At 32.2% G+C, this 16,846-nt stretch carries 21 protein-coding genes and 1 pseudogene; 19 read left to right on the top strand and 3 right to left on the bottom strand.

Going from position 1 to position 16,846, the window contains the following annotated elements; translation table 11 throughout:
• Positions 1 to 10 precede the first annotated feature (10 nt).
• The 8 genes from P2Q73_RS09265 (at position 11) to P2Q73_RS09300 (ending at position 6,498) form a co-directional block, all read left to right on the top strand.
• A complete protein-coding gene (locus tag P2Q73_RS09265; RefSeq protein ID WP_275786205.1) occupies positions 11 to 808 on the top strand; it encodes a class I SAM-dependent methyltransferase in 798 nt (265 codons plus the stop codon).
• A 252-nt stretch (positions 809 to 1,060) separates the two neighbouring features.
• Positions 1,061 to 1,351 carry a DUF1871 family protein gene (locus tag P2Q73_RS09270; RefSeq protein ID WP_275786207.1) on the top strand — a complete coding sequence of 97 codons (291 nt, stop codon included), beginning with the start codon at positions 1,061 to 1,063 and terminating at the stop codon, positions 1,349 to 1,351.
• Between the two features lie 507 nt (positions 1,352 to 1,858).
• Complete coding sequence (locus P2Q73_RS09275; RefSeq protein ID WP_275786210.1) at positions 1,859 to 2,743, top strand: DMT family transporter; 885 nt, start codon at positions 1,859 to 1,861, stop codon at positions 2,741 to 2,743.
• Between the two features lie 801 nt (positions 2,744 to 3,544).
• Positions 3,545 to 3,763 carry a hypothetical protein gene (locus P2Q73_RS09280; RefSeq protein ID WP_056832319.1) on the top strand — a complete coding sequence of 73 codons (219 nt, stop codon included), beginning with the start codon at positions 3,545 to 3,547 and terminating at the stop codon, positions 3,761 to 3,763.
• 222 nt (positions 3,764 to 3,985) lie between these two features.
• Positions 3,986 to 4,582, top strand: coding sequence for a hypothetical protein (locus P2Q73_RS09285; protein ID WP_275786215.1), 597 nt, complete (start codon positions 3,986 to 3,988; stop codon positions 4,580 to 4,582).
• A gap of 301 nt (positions 4,583 to 4,883) precedes the next feature.
• A complete protein-coding gene (locus P2Q73_RS09290; protein WP_275786218.1) occupies positions 4,884 to 5,321 on the top strand; it encodes a hypothetical protein in 438 nt (145 codons plus the stop codon).
• A gap of 137 nt (positions 5,322 to 5,458) precedes the next feature.
• Positions 5,459 to 5,932, top strand: coding sequence for a DUF2199 domain-containing protein (locus tag P2Q73_RS09295; protein WP_275786221.1), 474 nt, complete (start codon positions 5,459 to 5,461; stop codon positions 5,930 to 5,932).
• 203 nt (positions 5,933 to 6,135) lie between these two features.
• Entirely contained in the window at positions 6,136 to 6,498 is a 363-nt protein-coding gene (locus tag P2Q73_RS09300) for a hypothetical protein (RefSeq protein ID WP_275786223.1), read from the top strand.
• A gap of 215 nt (positions 6,499 to 6,713) precedes the next feature.
• On the opposite strand, the gene P2Q73_RS09305 is transcribed toward P2Q73_RS09300, so the two are convergent.
• On the bottom strand, positions 6,714 to 7,088 hold the full coding sequence (locus P2Q73_RS09305) for a hypothetical protein (protein WP_275786224.1): 375 nt from the start codon (positions 7,086 to 7,088) through the stop codon (positions 6,714 to 6,716).
• A gap of 230 nt (positions 7,089 to 7,318) precedes the next feature.
• On the opposite strand from P2Q73_RS09305, the pseudogene P2Q73_RS09310 reads away from it, so the two are divergent.
• The 5 genes and pseudogenes from P2Q73_RS09310 (at position 7,319) to P2Q73_RS09330 (ending at position 10,949) form a co-directional block, all read left to right on the top strand.
• Positions 7,319 to 7,530 (top strand): annotated as a pseudogene (locus tag P2Q73_RS09310) (DUF6366 family protein).
• A gap of 510 nt (positions 7,531 to 8,040) precedes the next feature.
• A complete protein-coding gene (locus P2Q73_RS09315; protein ID WP_345798843.1) occupies positions 8,041 to 9,114 on the top strand; it encodes a phosphotransferase enzyme family protein in 1,074 nt (357 codons plus the stop codon).
• Between the two features lie 150 nt (positions 9,115 to 9,264).
• A complete protein-coding gene (locus P2Q73_RS09320; protein WP_275786230.1) occupies positions 9,265 to 9,822 on the top strand; it encodes a hypothetical protein in 558 nt (185 codons plus the stop codon).
• 190 nt (positions 9,823 to 10,012) lie between these two features.
• On the top strand, positions 10,013 to 10,297 hold the full coding sequence (locus tag P2Q73_RS09325; protein WP_275786232.1) for a DUF5316 family protein: 285 nt from the start codon (positions 10,013 to 10,015) through the stop codon (positions 10,295 to 10,297).
• A 187-nt stretch (positions 10,298 to 10,484) separates the two neighbouring features.
• A complete protein-coding gene (locus P2Q73_RS09330; RefSeq protein WP_275786234.1) occupies positions 10,485 to 10,949 on the top strand; it encodes a hypothetical protein in 465 nt (154 codons plus the stop codon).
• A gap of 357 nt (positions 10,950 to 11,306) precedes the next feature.
• Here P2Q73_RS09330 and P2Q73_RS09335 read toward each other — a convergent pair whose 3' ends face one another.
• Together P2Q73_RS09335 and P2Q73_RS09340 are read right to left on the bottom strand one after the other, a co-directional pair.
• Positions 11,307 to 12,431: a DUF4179 domain-containing protein gene (locus P2Q73_RS09335; RefSeq protein WP_275786236.1), complete on the bottom strand. Its 1,125-nt coding sequence runs from the start codon at positions 12,429 to 12,431 to the stop codon at positions 11,307 to 11,309.
• Positions 12,432 to 12,434: 3 nt separating this feature from the next.
• Complete coding sequence (locus tag P2Q73_RS09340) at positions 12,435 to 12,971, bottom strand: sigma-70 family RNA polymerase sigma factor (protein WP_275786239.1); 537 nt, start codon at positions 12,969 to 12,971, stop codon at positions 12,435 to 12,437.
• A gap of 305 nt (positions 12,972 to 13,276) precedes the next feature.
• Between P2Q73_RS09340 and P2Q73_RS09345 the strand changes: the two genes are divergently transcribed.
• The 6 genes from P2Q73_RS09345 to P2Q73_RS09370 all read left to right on the top strand — a co-directional run bounded on the left by P2Q73_RS09345 (position 13,277) and on the right by P2Q73_RS09370 (position 16,702).
• Positions 13,277 to 13,726 (top strand): GNAT family N-acetyltransferase, encoded by a 450-nt coding sequence (locus P2Q73_RS09345; protein WP_275786242.1) that lies wholly within the window; start codon positions 13,277 to 13,279, stop codon positions 13,724 to 13,726.
• Positions 13,727 to 14,229: 503 nt separating this feature from the next.
• Complete coding sequence (locus P2Q73_RS09350) at positions 14,230 to 14,442, top strand: glycosyl transferase (RefSeq protein WP_275786245.1); 213 nt, start codon at positions 14,230 to 14,232, stop codon at positions 14,440 to 14,442.
• Between the two features lie 102 nt (positions 14,443 to 14,544).
• Entirely contained in the window at positions 14,545 to 14,931 is a 387-nt protein-coding gene (locus P2Q73_RS09355; RefSeq protein ID WP_275786247.1) for a hypothetical protein, read from the top strand.
• 467 nt (positions 14,932 to 15,398) lie between these two features.
• Positions 15,399 to 15,821, top strand: coding sequence for an SRPBCC domain-containing protein (locus P2Q73_RS09360; protein ID WP_275786249.1), 423 nt, complete (start codon positions 15,399 to 15,401; stop codon positions 15,819 to 15,821).
• Positions 15,822 to 15,842: 21 nt separating this feature from the next.
• Positions 15,843 to 16,223, top strand: a complete 381-nt coding sequence (locus tag P2Q73_RS09365) for a VOC family protein (RefSeq protein WP_053589256.1) — start codon at positions 15,843 to 15,845, stop codon at positions 16,221 to 16,223.
• 251 nt (positions 16,224 to 16,474) lie between these two features.
• A complete protein-coding gene (locus P2Q73_RS09370; protein WP_056832244.1) occupies positions 16,475 to 16,702 on the top strand; it encodes a hypothetical protein in 228 nt (75 codons plus the stop codon).
• Positions 16,703 to 16,846 lie beyond the last annotated feature (144 nt).

Consider the following 16,846-nt stretch of genomic DNA (forward strand, 5'->3'; position numbering starts at 1 on the left):
GGATTATTCAATGAAAGATTATGGGGACGATTTATTTAAAGGTACAGCTTGGTATTATTCTCGATATAGACCATTATATTCTGCTACTTTAATCAGATATTTAAGAGATAAGTTTTCTTTAGATGGGAATGGCAATATGCTGGATTTAGGATGCGGTGATGGACGATTATCACTAAGGTTCTCTGATTGGTTTGAAAAAGTCGTAGGGTTGGATACAGAGCCTGAGATGATTCAGGAGGCTGAAAGAATCAGTAAGGAAATTAGAGCTGAAAATACAGAGTGGTTAATTGGTGATGTAGAAAAATATAAACGTAATAACAACACGACCTTTAGATTTGTAACTATTGCAAAGGCATTTCACTGGATGGATAGACCACGAGTTCTTGAAAGTCTGTACGAAATGATAGTTGTTGGTGGCGGAATAGCTATTATAGATAATTACTCTCCTAATGAAATGCTTCTACATTGGCAACAGACAGTTCAAGAAGTTGTAAAACATTGGTATGGGAATGAAAGAAGAGCAGGGAATATTACATACAGTCATCCAACAGTTAGCCATCAGGAAATTATTTCAGGTTCAAAGTTCGACCTAGAAATTCATCAAATACCTTCATATGAGCAGATATGGACACTGGATTCTATTATCGGAAATCACTATTCTACTTCATTTGGTGCTAAACGGTTTCTAGGAGAAAACGTTGATTTATTTGAAAAACATTTAAAAGAGGAATTATTAGCTATTGATAAAAATGGTGTGTTTAAAGAGCAAATAAATACGACAGTTAAACTTGCTCTAAAAACAGTATAAAAAGTGCTTTAGTTAAAGATAATGGGTTGCTTTTGCAACTCTTTTTTCTTATTGAACTAACGCAGCAGGTTAGTTGAAGAAGAAGTTTTTTTACGATTGTGTTGAATAAGTTAATATATGTAAATTATTTATTAAAAAAGGTGCTTTACTTCAAGTCTGGTGGTGGCACTTTTTCTTGAACTAACTGGGCAGGTTAGCTAAATAAGGGTGTAGAATAAATCACTAAAAATGTATTTTAAAAGAGGGGATATTATGAACCACTACCAAATTGTAAAAGAAGTAATTAATGATTGGGACCCGAAGCACCTTTTACGTTACACATCTGAGGATGAATATGATCAAGAAATAAGTCGCATTGTATTGCTATTAGCAACTGCAACATCTGTTGAAAAATTGGCAGTAGTGATACATGAGGTATTTGATAAAATGTTTTCGGTGAGTGAAGTACATTCGATTAATAATTGTTATCCAAGTGCATTAAAAATTTGGAACAAAATTAATAACAGTGAATTTCCAAATGTAAAAAAACGACATAATATCTAAAAATGACATTAATCAAAAGAAATATTGTTAAGCTAACGGGTGCTTTAGCAGAGCAAGAGGCTGCCTTGAGAGGTAGCTTTTTCTTATTGAACTAACGGGGCAGTTTAGTTGAATAAGCGATATGAAAATTACATTCTTTTTATGTCGCTTTTGACACAAAAAGCGTAGTAAGGAAGGAATTATATTAGAACATATCGAGAGGGGTTTTCTCAGGGAATAAAAGACAAAAAGATTATGAAGTGCATTTGTCGTTTTGTGTTTAACAACACTCCTATAAGCAAGTTCACTAGTAGTATGGAAACGCCAATTCATTAAATTAAATTAAATTAAATTAAATTAGCATTGCTGCACGTGAAGGTTCCCCAAGCAAATAAGCCAATTCGACCAACTTGGATTTTACCATTTTTAATTTATCTCCATTTGCATTCCATATTTCGACCGTAGCTGAAATGTATAGAAGTTATAATAGACACAGATAGCTCAGTATAATATGTAGGGAGATAAAAAATGAATACTTTCAAATTTACGTTGTTAATACTCTTAACGACATCTTTAATGGGTTCTTCTTTTGCTGTAGGTAAAATAGGTTTGTCTTATTCATCCCCGTTGTTATTAGCAGGATTACGCTTCACACTTGCTGGATTCATAATGACAGTAATCGTTATCGTTTTAAGAAGACCGCACCCAGTATCTAAAGGAAACTGGATAAAGATGCTTATTATTGGTACTTTCCAAACAGCAGGTGTTATGGGTTTTATTTTCTTGAGTTTACGAACCATTACAGCTAGTGAATCCTCAATTCTTACATTCACTAACCCGTTACTTGTTGTTGTACTCGGTACCATATTTTTAAAAACACGCTATAAATTTTATCAATGGATTGGTGTTCTTTTAGGGTTAGTAGGGGTAAGTATTGCAGTAGGTGCGCAAATAGAATTAAAGATTGGCGTTCTTTTTGGCATTCTTTCTGCTGTTTTTTGGTCAATTTCAACATTATTAGTTAAAAAATGGGGGTCACTTTTCAATACGTGGGTTCTATCCGCTTACCAGATGCTTTTTGGTGGATTACTACTTTTACTTGGCAGCTTTATTCTTGAAAAACCAGTCTTCATTTTGAACAGTAATTCATTGTTCATTTTATTATGGTTAAGTATTATGTCTTCTATTGTTCAATTTGCCGTCTGGTATTATCTTTTACAAAAGGGGGATCCAGGAAAAACAAGTGCCTATTTATTTTTGGCACCTTTCTTCGGTGTATTATCTGGCTGGTTACTATTAGGGGAGACGTTATACCCTTCTCTCATAGTTGGTGGCTTGTTTATTATTATTGGTATCTATCTTGTAAATAGAACTTTTCAGGAGAAAAATAACCTAGTTAAAAGAACTTTATAAATAAATGAATAGTTTGTTCTAAGCGTTCAAGCGCTTATATGGCCCCTCATAGTGTACAGAAAAAAGAAAGTTATCCTAAACTGTCTTCTAAGGAGGGGTTTTTCTCAGCGCTAAATTACATATTAATATTAAAGTCTTGTTTAAACCCTACTTTTCCTTTATCTGTGACTTTCACAGCGCGAATAGATGGAACTCGAACTATCTAACCTAAATCAAAAAAGTGTGTAATAAGCCCGTGTTCTAAAACGCCACCAAGATGATGGTGGCGTTCACTCCAGTCTAAACATGTGTGAGAAAATGAGCGGCGTTTTCTTTTTAATTCACCTAGATTAATGCCGAAATCAGAAAAATTGTTCTCCTTTAGGTGTAACTACAAATTCTCTCTCTTCTTTTTCCAAATAACCAGCGTTCAACATCGAATCGGTTAAATGACTCCTAATTTTCCTGCTAAGTGGTCATAGCAAGTTCTGGCTTCCCGAAGTAGTTTTACTTGGCTAGATTGTTTTAACGAATGCACATCAGGAGGTGGAGAAATCGCAAGAAACGATTCTAAAATGCGCGCGATCTCACCATTGGTTAGCTGATAATAGCGATGACGTCCGTTTTTTCAACGTTAACAAGGTTACCTTCTGAAGGAGTAAAGCCTTTTTTCTTCTTCAACTAACGCAGCGGGTTAGTTCAACAAGCAAATGGGGCATTTGTTTAAAACTGGAACCTCAATTCGTTTCAAACGTATTCAAGTAAAGCGCAGATTAGTTGGAGTCTATTTAAAAATATTTACTTGGGAGGGTATTGTTAATTATGGAAGGATATATAAGTATTGGGTTTATGATTATTGGATTTCTTATATTATATTATGTGATTCAGATAGCAGTTACAAAAGGAATTAACAATTCAGCTATTGGCAAATTACTCGAAAAAGAAAACGGGGAAAGAGTAAATGAAAGAGTGAATGAAAGTTTAACAATTGAAGACGTGCTTGAAAAATATAAAAAAAGAGATAATAACAATAAGAGTTGATACTATTTAAAGTGAAATTCTTTAACTAACAGGTGCTTTACTTAAACAAGACAATCATTTTGCTGGTTCTATTTTTTTATCTGAAACATCAAGTAGATCTCAAAAATCCATTGTGAAATGTTACACTTAAACTAACGGGGGAGGTTAATTTAAGAAGGAAACAGTCTTTACAACGTCGAATTTAATTACATAAAATCTAACTCTTAGATTAAGGTGGGGCATATGGGTAGAATTCCAATTGGACCAATTATTGAAGGTGGAAAAAAAGCAGGAAAAATAATTAAAGAAAACCGCAAAGAAATTACGGCAGTATTAGGTTTATTGGGTGCTGGAGGAAAGGTAATAAAAGAAAATACTGCTAAGAAAAAAGAATCAAACAAAACTGAAGGAAAATTGCATCATAGGAAAGGGCGTTATGATCATTATAAAATTAAAATACTAATGGAATTGGATAGCCAAAACAGGAATGAGCTTTTTCAATATATACTTGAAGTAGAACAATTTATTCAACAGATAAAAAATGAAGAAAATAAGGAATTGCGAGTAAAAAATCCTATTCATAAAAAAAGAATTAAAAATTGGAATGATATTCTTATTCAAATTATAGATAAAATGTATACAAAAGATTATCTTGAATTTATTAAAATTTATAACAACTCAAGTTATCATAGTGAATATTTTAAAGGTTTTGAGGGTCTTGTTGAGAAATTTAAAAAACTAAATAATCGAGAAAAATATGATGATTTATTGGATTACATTGCAGAAATAACAAATAGGAGCATTGAACAAATCAAAAAGGATTTTTCACTAACCGACTAAAACATACTCCTTTTTCCGGAAGGTATATATCTATTGATCAATTAGTTTTAAACTTTTTTAGAGTAGTAAGGATAATGAACGATACAAAAAACTGTAATAAAAACCGTGTGACTTATTCAATTAATTGTGGCAATATCACTTAGACCAATACAGATAAATCTTATTCAACTAACGGGTGCTATACTTCAAGAAGGAGTAAAACCATTTTCTTATTGAACTAAAGTAGCAGTTTAGTGGAATAGGATTTCATTACCTTTTTAAACGAATATAAAAAAAAACTGTTTGGAGGGGTTTATTGCAAATGGACCAAATTTCATTAAATGTAATGAAGGATAAAGAAGGAATGGAACACGTTAAGATAATCATTAACGGCGAAAATCTCATTGAGGTGCTTAAACGGATTGAAATTCAATATGATAAAAGTATTGCTGGACAATATATAGGACTTCCCCCTGCAGTTGTATTTTCCCCTTCAAACCATTTCTTAGGTATAACTCACGAAGATCTTGATTACCACGATGATAAATCAGCGATTTTTATATGCGAGTGTGGGGTTGCGGGATGTTGGGATTTTATTGTTAAAATAACAATCTCCGATGAAACAGTTACCTGGAGTGACTTTGAACTGCCACATAGAGGTCCTGAATCTGCAAGCGGTTACTGGAATTATAAATGCCTGAACTTCTTTGTATTTGATAGAAGACAGTACGAATCTCAACTAACCAAAATCAATTTATGAGAAGGTGTTTCTTATTAAACAAATGCAGCAGGTTAGTTGAAGAAGGAACGAGATATCAATGCATAAGTTTTAATATTTTGAGATAATTAAAAATGCATCAAGGTAGGGATAAAAATTTAAACTATTGGAGGTGCAAAATGACTAGAATTAAGGGATACACTTGTAATTGCTGTGGGGAATATCATGAAGAACTTCCTACAAGTTATGGAATCCCTGCACCAGTTTATTATTATGATGTTGCACTTGAAGAACTTAATAACAGGTTTGAATTAGATGATGACTTATGCATTATGGACAATGAACATTTCTTTATTCGTGGATGTATTGAAATTCCTATAATCAGTACAACTGAATACTTAATATGGGGTGTATGGGTATCAATAAGCGAAGCTAATTTTAATAAAACAAATGTCCACTGGGACAAACAAGAATTGTTAGAACCAATGTTAGGTTGGTTATCTACCGCTTTGCCTTGTTATCCTGATACTGTGAATTTAAAAGCAATGGTTCATTTTAGACCAAATGGAATGAGACCTTATATTGAACTCGAACCAACCAACCATCCTTTAGCAGTGGAATATAGGAACGGAGTAACCATTGAAAGGGTATAAGAGATAGCAGGTGAACTATGTGGTAATAGTGATAATTGAAAAGAAGAGTAATCTTTTTTGAATCTATGCTTCTTCAACTAACGCGGCAGGTTAGTACAATAAGGAAAAAATAACATATATAGATTAAGGGAATTTATTGTTAAGATTTGAGAAGTCAAGAATTAGTAGACAATGGTATATATGAAGAAACGTGAGGTATAAGGATGCTTTGGAAAATTTATTTTTGGATAATGTTTGTTTTGTTGATAGTGTCAATGTTTTTAGAAAATGAATATGTTTGGGGAGAAACTGTATTAAGAATTGTGAGTACGATTATTGCCATTATTAACACAGTTGGATTTTATGGTTATGTATATAAGAAACAATTATTTTCGCAATCTTTTAGGAAAATCATATTCATAGTTACTGTAATAGATGCAATTGTATCTTCACTTTATTATGGGTTTCAAAATGCTGAACTAGGAAAAGAAATAATTATTTTTGTTACTGTTTTATCCTTTATTATCATGTTTCCTCTTTTGCTAGGTTTATATAGATATGGATTCCAAAAGCAAAATTTAGCATAGTGATTTCTCGTTTAGTGTGAATGGTCAAAGTAATTACGTGAGTTAAAGTTGGAAATTCTTCTTCAACTAACGGGTGCTTTTGTAAAACAAGACCATCATTTCGATGGTCTATTTTTATGTACAATGTGAAATGTTACACTTAAACTAATGCAGCAGTTTAGTGAAGAGGAAGTAAAATACTTAAAGTTATTCTTATTAGCGTTGTTAACCATTCTTTAATTAATTTCCTCGGGTCCAAATTTCCACAAACCATCAAATCCTCTTTTCTTATACTTTAAGAATCCATGAGCATCCACTTCTTTTATATCTAAGATAACAACAGCTTTACTAGGTTGCATAAGACTAAAATAGATCATACTGTCCTCTTTTTTCCCACCATTATTAATATAATAATGCAAATACATGCTTATATCACTCGAATCTATTTCTTTACTGCTACCAGTTATTTTCGCTGTTTTTCCAGGTTTTAGACTTTTTATTGTTCCTATCTCTTCGGGATTCCCACTATATGAAAATTTAAGATCAGGTAGATGTTGATTACTCAAATTATTAACCTCAATAGTAATTCCTGAATCATATTTCTTATACACACCTTGTAAACTCCATTCTAAAAGGAAAAAAATAAATATATAGAAACTACACTTAATGAAATAAAAAGAAAAATTCTAATTTTCTTCATTAATTAACACCCTTTCTCATAATAGGTATTATATTACAAAACGGATTATTATTCTTATTAATTTTAACTAACGGTGCAGTTTAGTTGAAGAAGGTAAACCAATAGAAATTAAAGAATACAGTAATCATAGGGGTGTTTGGTTTGAACAATAGAAAAGAAACTCCAAAAGAAAAAAGAGAAAGATTAAGACAACAAGAACTAAAAAAAATCCTGCTGGTGCATTAAGAGATGGATTAAGTAGAAGCGAAAATGGAAATTTAACTGATTTAACAGGTGGTATGGGTTGGAAAGGGACAGTAATATTAATTGTTGTTTTAATAGTTGGATATGTTTTATTTAAACTATTTTTTTAACTAACGGGTGCTTTACTTCAAGAAGAGGTAAAGCATTTTTTCTTATTGAACTAACGCGGAAGTTTAGTGGAATAAGAAGTTTTTTTTGGAAAGGTGTTGAATAAGTTAAAGCATGTAAACTTTTGAACAAAAGTGAAGGCGTTCTAAGGGTGCTTTACTTTCGGCTGGGACAGGCACTTTTATATTGAACTAACAAGAAAGTTTGTTGAACAAGAAGTTGGAGGGATAAGATGAAAGAATGGTTTGGTTCCGCAGCAATTTGTATTATGAGGACAAAGAAGTTTTAATGGTAAAAACAGCTGCTGCTACGAGAATTCAAGTAATTCAGGCGATTAATATGGCCGTATCTGTAATGTAAACTAAAAAACTACCCAAGCAATTATTGATTAAAAGGTTAAATGAAATTACTGAAGGTAAGTTTATAAGTTAAGTTTCTTAAACATAAGCCTTGAAATATAGCAATATAGACAAACACCCGCCTTGGGTGAAAATGAAGTCAGTAGGAGAATTATAAATCATAATGAAGTTACTAAAATATACGAAGCTTATTTAAGTCCACTAGTATCAGAGTTGTACGAGTTGGAAGGCTATGAAACAAGTCTAATTAATGCTCATGCCGGAGGGCGGAATGTCGTTTATAACTGTGAGAAAGAGGGCGCTATTGCAAAAATACTCAGAATCGCCTATTTAAATGACAGGAGCCGAGAGGATTTGTTTGGCGAAGTTGAATATATCCAATATTTATTCGAGCATGGCTGTAGTGTCTCAAATGTGATCAGCTCCTTGAAGGGGAATCTACTGGAAGAGATCACTTATAATAATCACACCTTTTTTGTCTGCCTGTTCGAAAAGGCTAGAGGAAAAATGCTTGTAGAAAATCATTATCAGTATCGCGAAGGAGTTCCTATTACGGAATACTATTATAACTGCGGTAAAGTTCTCGGGAAGCTGCACCAATTGTCGAAAGGCTATGCTCCTGTTCATCGCCGGTATAGTTTCTTTGATAAATACAATGTCGAGTATATCGATAATCTGATACCGGGGACGTTACCACTGCTTAAGGAGAGGATGGTAGAGCTTCTTAAAACCTTAGAAGGATTGGACAAGAACTCTGAGTCTTTCGGTATGGTACATTTTGATTACAATGATGGTAATTATATGATTGACTTTGATACCGGACAAATCACTGTATTTGATTTCGATAACTCTTGTTTCTGTTGGTATATGTATGACTTGGCGAATGTCTGGATGCTCGGATTGGGCTGGATACAATTCGAATCAGATGCCGTTAAACGAAAAGACTTTATGGATGATTATTTCAAAACAGTTCTCGAGGGATACACATCTGAGACCAAAATTGAAGATTCGATGTTGAATAATTTGTCCTTATTTATCCAAATTACCCTCATGGAAAATATTATAGATGCAATCGAGGTCATGCGGAACAACGGTGAAGAGCTGAAGTGCGATGAGGAGTTGTCATATAGTATAAAATGCCTCGAAGAAGATATCCCTTATAAGGGATTTTTCCATGAAGTTTTCTCGTTCGAAGAACCTTTTGAGTGTGAGGAACGAAATATTTAATCCACAAATTTCCGAAGATAACTACGGTGTATCGTCATCTTCAAGTTTCTATTCTTGTTCAACTAACTGGTGCTTTAAAGATTAATGGGTTGCTTAAGCAACTCCTTCTCTTATTGAACTAACGGGTCAGGTTAGTTGAAGAAGAATCTAATGAAAAGTGCTATCAGAAAGGAATTAAAATTTTTGGCGAAAACACTAATTGAAAAGGCAAAGAGTATTTTAAGTGGAACAGAAATTGGCTTTTTTATTACAAGTAAAAATTGGGCTAAAGAAAACTATGATGATTATTATCAATACTTTTTGCATCCTGATTATGAAGTACGAAAATATTCGCTTCTTGTCTTTGGGGCAGGACTTGGTAATTGGTCTGCTAAATCTGCTTTTATCTTTACTCATCGTGAAAAAAAAGACCCTGATTTTGCCCCCAAAAAAATCTATCATTTGAAACATTATATTAAGTCATTTCTTGATAATAGAGAACCTATTAAACAAGAATTTCCATTTTTATATAAGGCAATCATTTATTATTTAAACGAATTAGATTATGAAAAACCTTTTGAAATTGTCTTTCCTTCAGTTGATGAACAACTGTTTATTTCTTTAAGAAAAGTTTTGAGGAATTCTGGAATTGACGAAAAATATGCTTATGAATTCAATTTTAATGACATTTTAAGAGAAGTTGGACTTCCCACTTTCTTTAAGGATTAATCATATTCCTCTCTTAGAACCAGAAAAATATCGGGACTCTGTAACATTGGATTTTTGTTTATTTTGATTGGGAAATTATACAAAATGGGAACCGCTATTCATTTCACACGTATTAAAGTAAAAGGACAGGATAGTTCAATAATTGAAACTTTTGACACTCATAGTTATATGATAACAATGGGGAGATAAATTGAGATATTTTTTAATCGGAATTCTACTATCTCTACTAGGTATCTTAGTCTCGATTGTGATATGGAATCTTGGAATGGTTACTACTATTACAAGTGGAATAGGTTTCTTTTTTATTGGAATATCATTTATTTTTTCAGGTGTATTAGTAAGCGGAGACCGAATGAGAGCTAACATTTCAACTGAAACTGTTGAAGAAAGGCATAAACGAAGTAATGTTACTTTTCGTTCAGCTATGATTGGAATTCCAAGTTTTGTGGTAGCAATTTTGTTTTATTTTTTTTGAACTAACGGGTGGCTTTAGTTAAACAAGACCATCATTTCGATGGTCAATTTTTATGTGAAAACATCAAGTAAATTTCGGTTATCAAATGTGAAATGTTACACTTAAACTAACGCAGCAGTTTAGTTTAACAAGAACTATTTATTTATAAGGATGAGGTAGAAAGGAATTGAAATTGATAAAAACTTGAATGACTATCGCTCTTGGCATACTATTTATTGCTATATTAAGCAAACTATTTACTAAAGATTTGTGGGATGTAAACGCAAAGTTATTAAAAAAAGAAGTGTTAGCAATTGAAGAACCAGTTGATACTATAAATTTACTAGATGTCACACCATTTGAATGGGATGTCGTCTATTCCTTTGATCCCTATACACCTGTAGATACAGTGTATGAAGAAGTAGGGTATAAATGGGATAATATAACGGATACAGTAAGTGAAGCAATGAATCAAATAGTTTTTATGAATAAAGGAAAAGTTGTCTGTTACATTTATGGTTATCCCGAATGGAAAGGTTATGGTATATCTTTTATAAAGAGAAAAAATTTAGAGATTACCGGTTCTACGCTTAAATTAAATGATGAATTAAATTTTCAAGTAACTAGAAAAAATGGAGTAATTTATTTGAGCAACTATGAACTGTTTAAATAAGACCTATACTTCAAGTCTTGGGGGTAGCACTTTTTTCTTGGCTAACGCAGCAGGTGTTCAGAGATTTTTTTGTACTTATGGTACCCAATCCGACATTAAAGAGGAGGATACTCAGTAAAAATGCACGAATAGGAAGTATTGTTCTATCTCCTAGGAGATTCATTTGTCTTTTAATTTTTTGTATTTCAGAGGTCATGAGTCAATAGCCGTTGACAATTATGATTATACAAGAGGGTTTTACTTTTTTAAGATCGATGAAAAATCTTTCAAAAAGGGATATTTTCCTATGTTTAAATAAGGTCCACCTAGCAAAAAGCTAGGTAGACCTTTATAAGAACATAGTCTGTGAGAAAAATGCTAATTCTTATTTATTGGCACTTGAATGGATTCAATAGTGTAAGGTTCCATAACTGGCACTAGGGGACCATCACCATTTGAATCAGGATTAGCAACTTTCATCACATTTATGATTGGCGTTATCGTGAGAGTTGTCGCTGCATCATCGAAAACATTCGTTGTAATTCTTGGATAACTTCTATGATTCGCATCAAAATCTGTACTGTGACCAGTATCTCGGTAATGTACATATTTGTATTCTTTTCCTAAATTATCGGATATTAAGTATTCGATTGAAGCGCTTCTCATTTCTTCCTCTTCTTGTGAAACTACCCGCTCGTCCACTAGTTCCGACAGATATATAGTAGAGGAAATAGGAGTTTGCGTTATTTTTGTTAACTCAACTTCAATCCCTTCCTCTTCTGTGGAAAATTCACTAGTAGCAAATTTTCTTGTTTTATTATCTAACATGTCTAAAGAAAATTGGAAAGACCAACTTCCTAACGTGGCTTGTCGAACATTATTTAAATTAAGTACTGTATCCCCCGACCATGTAACATGAAGGGTGTCGGGTTTAGATCCGTCGAGTAATTGATAGATATATATTACAGCGTATTCATGGTCATTTATTTTTTCTACTATATAATTTTCAAAATATCCATTATCCTTATAACGATCTCCAAATTCATCTACAATTATTTTACCTTCTAAAACAGGTCTCTCTCCTAAATCCTGTTCACTCTTAATCGTGTAGGCAATTGTTATATTTTCTCCATCATATACTGCATTAGTTGTAGTAATATTTATCCCGTTACTTTCTTGGGTTATCCCTATATCGGTCGAATGCTTGTCATATTCCTCAAATACATAGTTTTCATCATGAATCAATAATTCAAATATGTTACTAATAATTGGTACCTTAGCGGCCAAGGCTGGAAATGTAAGAATAAATGTAAAACTAGAAATGACGATAAAGGAGGCTACAGCTAATAAAAAATAGTTTTTCTTTTTCTTCATCTTAGTCTTTGTTGATATTTTGTTATAGATCCGTTTTTGAATGCGCTTTCGTTCCATTGTTGAAAGTGGTATTTCTTCAAACTCACTTACGTCTAATCTTACGTCATTTAACTCTTTAAATATGGACATCCTTTACACCCCATCCTTCAATAAAATAGTTTTCAACTTTTTTCTGCCTCTAGAAAGTTTATTATGCACCCAAGATTGTTTTACTTTGTATTCCTTGGCAATTTCGTTGGCTGGAACACCTTCCACATAGTATTTTTCAAATATCGCTCGTTCCTTATCGTTTAACGCACTTAATATGGTAGCTAAGTCGATTCCACTTGGCTTGACTATTGATTGATTATATACATGTTCATCAAACTCAAACTTACTTACATGTCGCTTTAGTTTTTCAACTTTGCGTATATAGTCAATAGCACGGTATTTGGCAATTGCAGCAATCCATTGCCTGAACTCATTTTTTTTAGCATCAAATGAATCAATATTAAACCATATCGAAATTATCACATCCGCTAAGCATTCTTCTATATCTTGTTGATTGCCGTTCAAATATCTTCGAATGATACTATTAAGCAGACCTTCATAATTTTTAATAAGATAAGGAATAGTCTTTTCGTTTTTTAAGATTATTTGTTGTACAACGTTTTCATCCGTTATTTTCACTTCAACCTCTCCTTGTTTGTTTTGGGGTACCCTGCCAATTAATACGTATCTCAAGATAAAAACCTATCAAAGAAGTAAATATTTTTGTTAAATACAGTCCTAATCTCAGCTTACACGAACTATTAGACCTCATCAAAGGTTGGTTTTTTGTGTTGTACACCTGGAACATAACGTAATCGTATCACCTAATAGGTGGTGTTTTTTATGTTGTATAATTTAGAAAAATATGGTAGTGTTGAAATGGATTATGTAATTTAACTAACTTCCCGGTAGTTGAAAATAAAAAAAATGGAAGAGGTTTTACCTTGATTAAAATAATTGACATTAGTGTTAGAGATAACGCTATTGATGTATTAAACATTCAAATACCATCCTATATGGTAGAGGCTGAAATAATCGGTACCAATGAAATACCGCCATTGAGAGATACAGTCGAAACATTGCAAGAATGCGAAGAAGTATTCTTTGGTTATTACGAAGATGGAGACCTATGTGGAGCAATATCATTAAAAATAGAAAATAATGTTGTTGATATACACAGGTTAATTGTACATCCAACACATTTTAGAAAAAGAATTGCCCAGAAACTTTTAAATTTTGTAACAAATAATTACGATGTTAAAAAAATAAAAGTGGCGACTGGTTCCAAAAATACTCCAGCAGTTAGTTTTTATATAAAGAATGGCTTTGAAAATATTAAAGAAGTCACATTAAATGAAAATCTATCTCTAACCTTTTTTGAAAAGAAATTATAATTTTCTTTTTGAAGTAACGTCCGTATTATTTTAAAAAGATGTCATTTAAGTCAGCAGAGATTTGCTGGCTTTTTATTTAGCAATTGAAACATAATGTCCATTTTTCTTACTCAACTAACTTCGCAGGTTATTTCAAGAAAAATTAAGAGTTGAAAAACTATTCTCATAGGAGGTAAGAAAAGTGAAAGAAAATATAGTACCTTATATATCAATGTAATATTAGGTGCAGCTGGAACTATACTTGTTGCATCAGCTGCTATAAGTAGTTTCTCTCTCAAAGATAATTCTTCCTATTTTATGCTTTTTTTTGGCTTTATTTTTATTATTAATTACATAAATTATTTAGAGAAAAAAGCGGGAATTAGTAATAAAACAACTTGGGTCAGGACGATAGGATCGATTGTTATATTTATTTCTTTGGGATATCTACTGTTTTACTAAGCATATTGAACTAAAGAGGTAGGTTAGTTCAATAAGTCACTATATAAAAGGGGGGATTGTTAGTGAAGAAGCAAGTGTGGTATTTCATATTGGGGCTAATCGTAATAATTTTAAGCACACCTTTAGGATATTTCTCAATTAATGTAGTGTATTCTAATGAAAACTTAACTGGAGAATATGTTTCAATATTAAATGGATTCATACATTCATTCATGTTAATAGGTACTTTAATATTTAGCGTTGGATTATTAAATATCTTGAGAGATAAATATTAGTTTGTGAAGAGTTTTACTTAAACTAACGGGGCAGTTTAGTTGAAAAAGAAACTTATGATAGAGTATTTCCGACTATATATATAAAGGGGGTATTACATTACATTGGTTCAAAAGTTACTTTATGTCCTGATTGCTTTAGCTTTATTTATGATTAGTGGATGTTCCAATGAAGGGGAAGTAACTACAGTAACAATTGATAGTATTGATGCTGAAGAAGTTTTAACATTGGATTCTGATGCTGATATTTTTCAGTATGATGGAGTTATCTACAAAACTAATATTGATTGGGTTGAAGAATTGTCTTTAACAAAAGATGTTCAAATCGGTGAAATAAAAACAAAAAATGATACAAATACAGATTTTAAAGATGAGATGTCGAATAAACTTCCTGTTGGTGCAAAGATTTTTTCCACCAAAGAAAGAGGAGATATTTTAATTGTTGAATCTGAAGGAGAAATCAAAAAATATCTTGTAATCGTTGAAGGGTAAACAAAATGTCTTCTTCAACTAATGGGTGCTTTTAGTTGAAGAAGGAGGAATACTATTGCTGTTTTGAACATCTCTTAATAAGGGGGTGTTTAAATGAAAGCTTATGTTTGAAAATACTTTATGAAAATATATGTTAGAAAATTATTAGAGATTCTATCATTGCATTTGGCAATAATAGGGCTTTTTTATTTGTATACATAAAATTATTGTCCAACTTTTATACGATAATTATTCAAAAAAGAGCAATTTAGTTGAGGTGTTAAGTAATAATAAATTTATTTGAAATGCCAGTCATACTATTCTGCAATCGGGCAAGATTGTTGAATTTCTCGTTAAATTGTATATCGAATAATTTATATTGAAAAAAGGAATTATTAGTTATTATCAAGAATTGTAAAGATAGAATTTATATTTTATTTAATAGTAACTCACAGCAAATATATATTATGGATTGAGGAGGTGAAATAATGGATTTACAGAGAATTGTGGGACAAACGAAAACCGTAGGGTTCCAAGTTGGAGTTAGAAGGACATTCCCAATTTCACAGGAAAAAGCATGGGAACTAATCACAAGTGAAGAAGGATTAAAATTATGGCTAGGAGAGAGTACCAATATCATTCTTAAACAACGTCAGAAATTCGTGACGAAAACAGTAGCAGGTGAAATCAGAGTTGTTAAAACGCTACAACAAATTCGTCTTACTTGGCAAAAAGTTGGGTGGCAAAAACCTTCTACAGTACAAGTCCGTTTTATTCCGAGAGATAGTAATAAAACAACTATTAGTTTTCATCAAGAGAATCTTTATGATAGTAATACGAGGGAAAAAATGAAAGTGTATTGGGAAGAAGTATTAGATGAAGTTAGAGAAAGAATACCAGATTTTATGTAAAACACTAAAGGAGAATTAAATATGAATCCATTTAGTCATATCGACCTTAGAGTAACTAGCTTGGAGAAGGTATTACCGTTTTATGAAAAGTTTTTACCTGAACTTGGGTTTACTAAGACATATCACAGTACAAATTGGAAGGTTTTCGCAGCGGAAGGAACTCTCCCAAGTGTAGCATATTTTGCAATAACGGAGGATGTTTCGCACAGTCCAAATCAAAATCTCATAGGTTTTTGGGTAAAAGACCGCATTGAAGTTGATAGACTTTCCCAACTTATAAAAGAAATAGGTGGGCGAATTACAAGCGGACCGCAACAATTTCCAATCAGCCCAACTTATTATGCAGTATATTTCGAAGACCCTTGTGGCAATCAATATGAAATTGTCCACCGTTTAAACTGATAGTAAGTAATAAAAATTGTTCTTTTTGAAAAGATAGTAGGTATAAAGTTTAAAATGGGTCAAACAGCAACCCTTTTTTTGATGAAAGATTGTGAAAAAATGTACTTAAACAAGTATGTACAATACCATTATTTGTACTATTTCTTTATTGGGAATATTCCTGCCGTACTTTAAGTCTATCAATTTGAATATTGCACTTGAATTAATGATCATTTAAGGAGTGTATCAACCAATATTTTAGGAGGGTCTAAATGGATAAAAGAGTTCAATTTGACTTTGAAATAGAGTTTACTAATGGCGGTGGGCTTCAAGGGCAGGAATTCCGCCTTGATATTGATGGAGATGACATCACTGACCAAGAGTTAGCCAAGTATATTGTAGAGGATATGAGGTTACTAATGGTTGGAAAAGTTAGGATTTTTAATAAGAAAATAATCAATGAAAAACATAAACGCAAAATCGTTGATTCTGGAAAGTAACCGACTTCTTCAGTTAACGGGTGCTTTAGTTTAACAAGAGGCTGCCTTTAGGGGTAGCTTTTTCTTATTGAACTAACGGTGCAGGCTAGTATAACAAGATTATGTTTCAATTTGAAACTTTTACCAATAGATACCGTCAAACTT

It is taken from the genome of Bacillus sp. Cr_A10 (genome assembly GCF_029222665.1).
GTDB lineage: Bacteria > Bacillota > Bacilli > Bacillales_A > Planococcaceae > Psychrobacillus.

Excerpts from the sequence above, each read along its gene's own strand:
- P2Q73_RS09265 (WP_275786205.1), top strand. The coding sequence starts at position 11 with ATGAAAGATTATGGGGACGATTTATTTAAAGGTACAGCTTGGTATTAT.
- P2Q73_RS09270 (WP_275786207.1), top strand. The coding sequence starts at position 1,061 with ATGAACCACTACCAAATTGTAAAAGAAGTAATTAATGATTGGGACCCG.
- P2Q73_RS09275 (WP_275786210.1), top strand. The coding sequence starts at position 1,859 with ATGAATACTTTCAAATTTACGTTGTTAATACTCTTAACGACATCTTTA.
- P2Q73_RS09280 (WP_056832319.1), top strand. The coding sequence starts at position 3,545 with ATGGAAGGATATATAAGTATTGGGTTTATGATTATTGGATTTCTTATA.
- P2Q73_RS09285 (WP_275786215.1), top strand. The coding sequence starts at position 3,986 with ATGGGTAGAATTCCAATTGGACCAATTATTGAAGGTGGAAAAAAAGCA.
- P2Q73_RS09290 (WP_275786218.1), top strand. The coding sequence starts at position 4,884 with ATGGACCAAATTTCATTAAATGTAATGAAGGATAAAGAAGGAATGGAA.
- P2Q73_RS09295 (WP_275786221.1), top strand. The coding sequence starts at position 5,459 with ATGACTAGAATTAAGGGATACACTTGTAATTGCTGTGGGGAATATCAT.
- P2Q73_RS09300 (WP_275786223.1), top strand. The coding sequence starts at position 6,136 with ATGCTTTGGAAAATTTATTTTTGGATAATGTTTGTTTTGTTGATAGTG.
- P2Q73_RS09320 (WP_275786230.1), top strand. The coding sequence starts at position 9,265 with ATGAAAAGTGCTATCAGAAAGGAATTAAAATTTTTGGCGAAAACACTA.
- P2Q73_RS09330 (WP_275786234.1), top strand. The coding sequence starts at position 10,485 with ATGACTATCGCTCTTGGCATACTATTTATTGCTATATTAAGCAAACTA.
- P2Q73_RS09335 (WP_275786236.1), bottom strand. The coding sequence starts at position 12,431 with ATGTCCATATTTAAAGAGTTAAATGACGTAAGATTAGACGTAAGTGAG.
- P2Q73_RS09360 (WP_275786249.1), top strand. The coding sequence starts at position 15,399 with ATGGATTTACAGAGAATTGTGGGACAAACGAAAACCGTAGGGTTCCAA.
- P2Q73_RS09365 (WP_053589256.1), top strand. The coding sequence starts at position 15,843 with ATGAATCCATTTAGTCATATCGACCTTAGAGTAACTAGCTTGGAGAAG.
- P2Q73_RS09370 (WP_056832244.1), top strand. The coding sequence starts at position 16,475 with ATGGATAAAAGAGTTCAATTTGACTTTGAAATAGAGTTTACTAATGGC.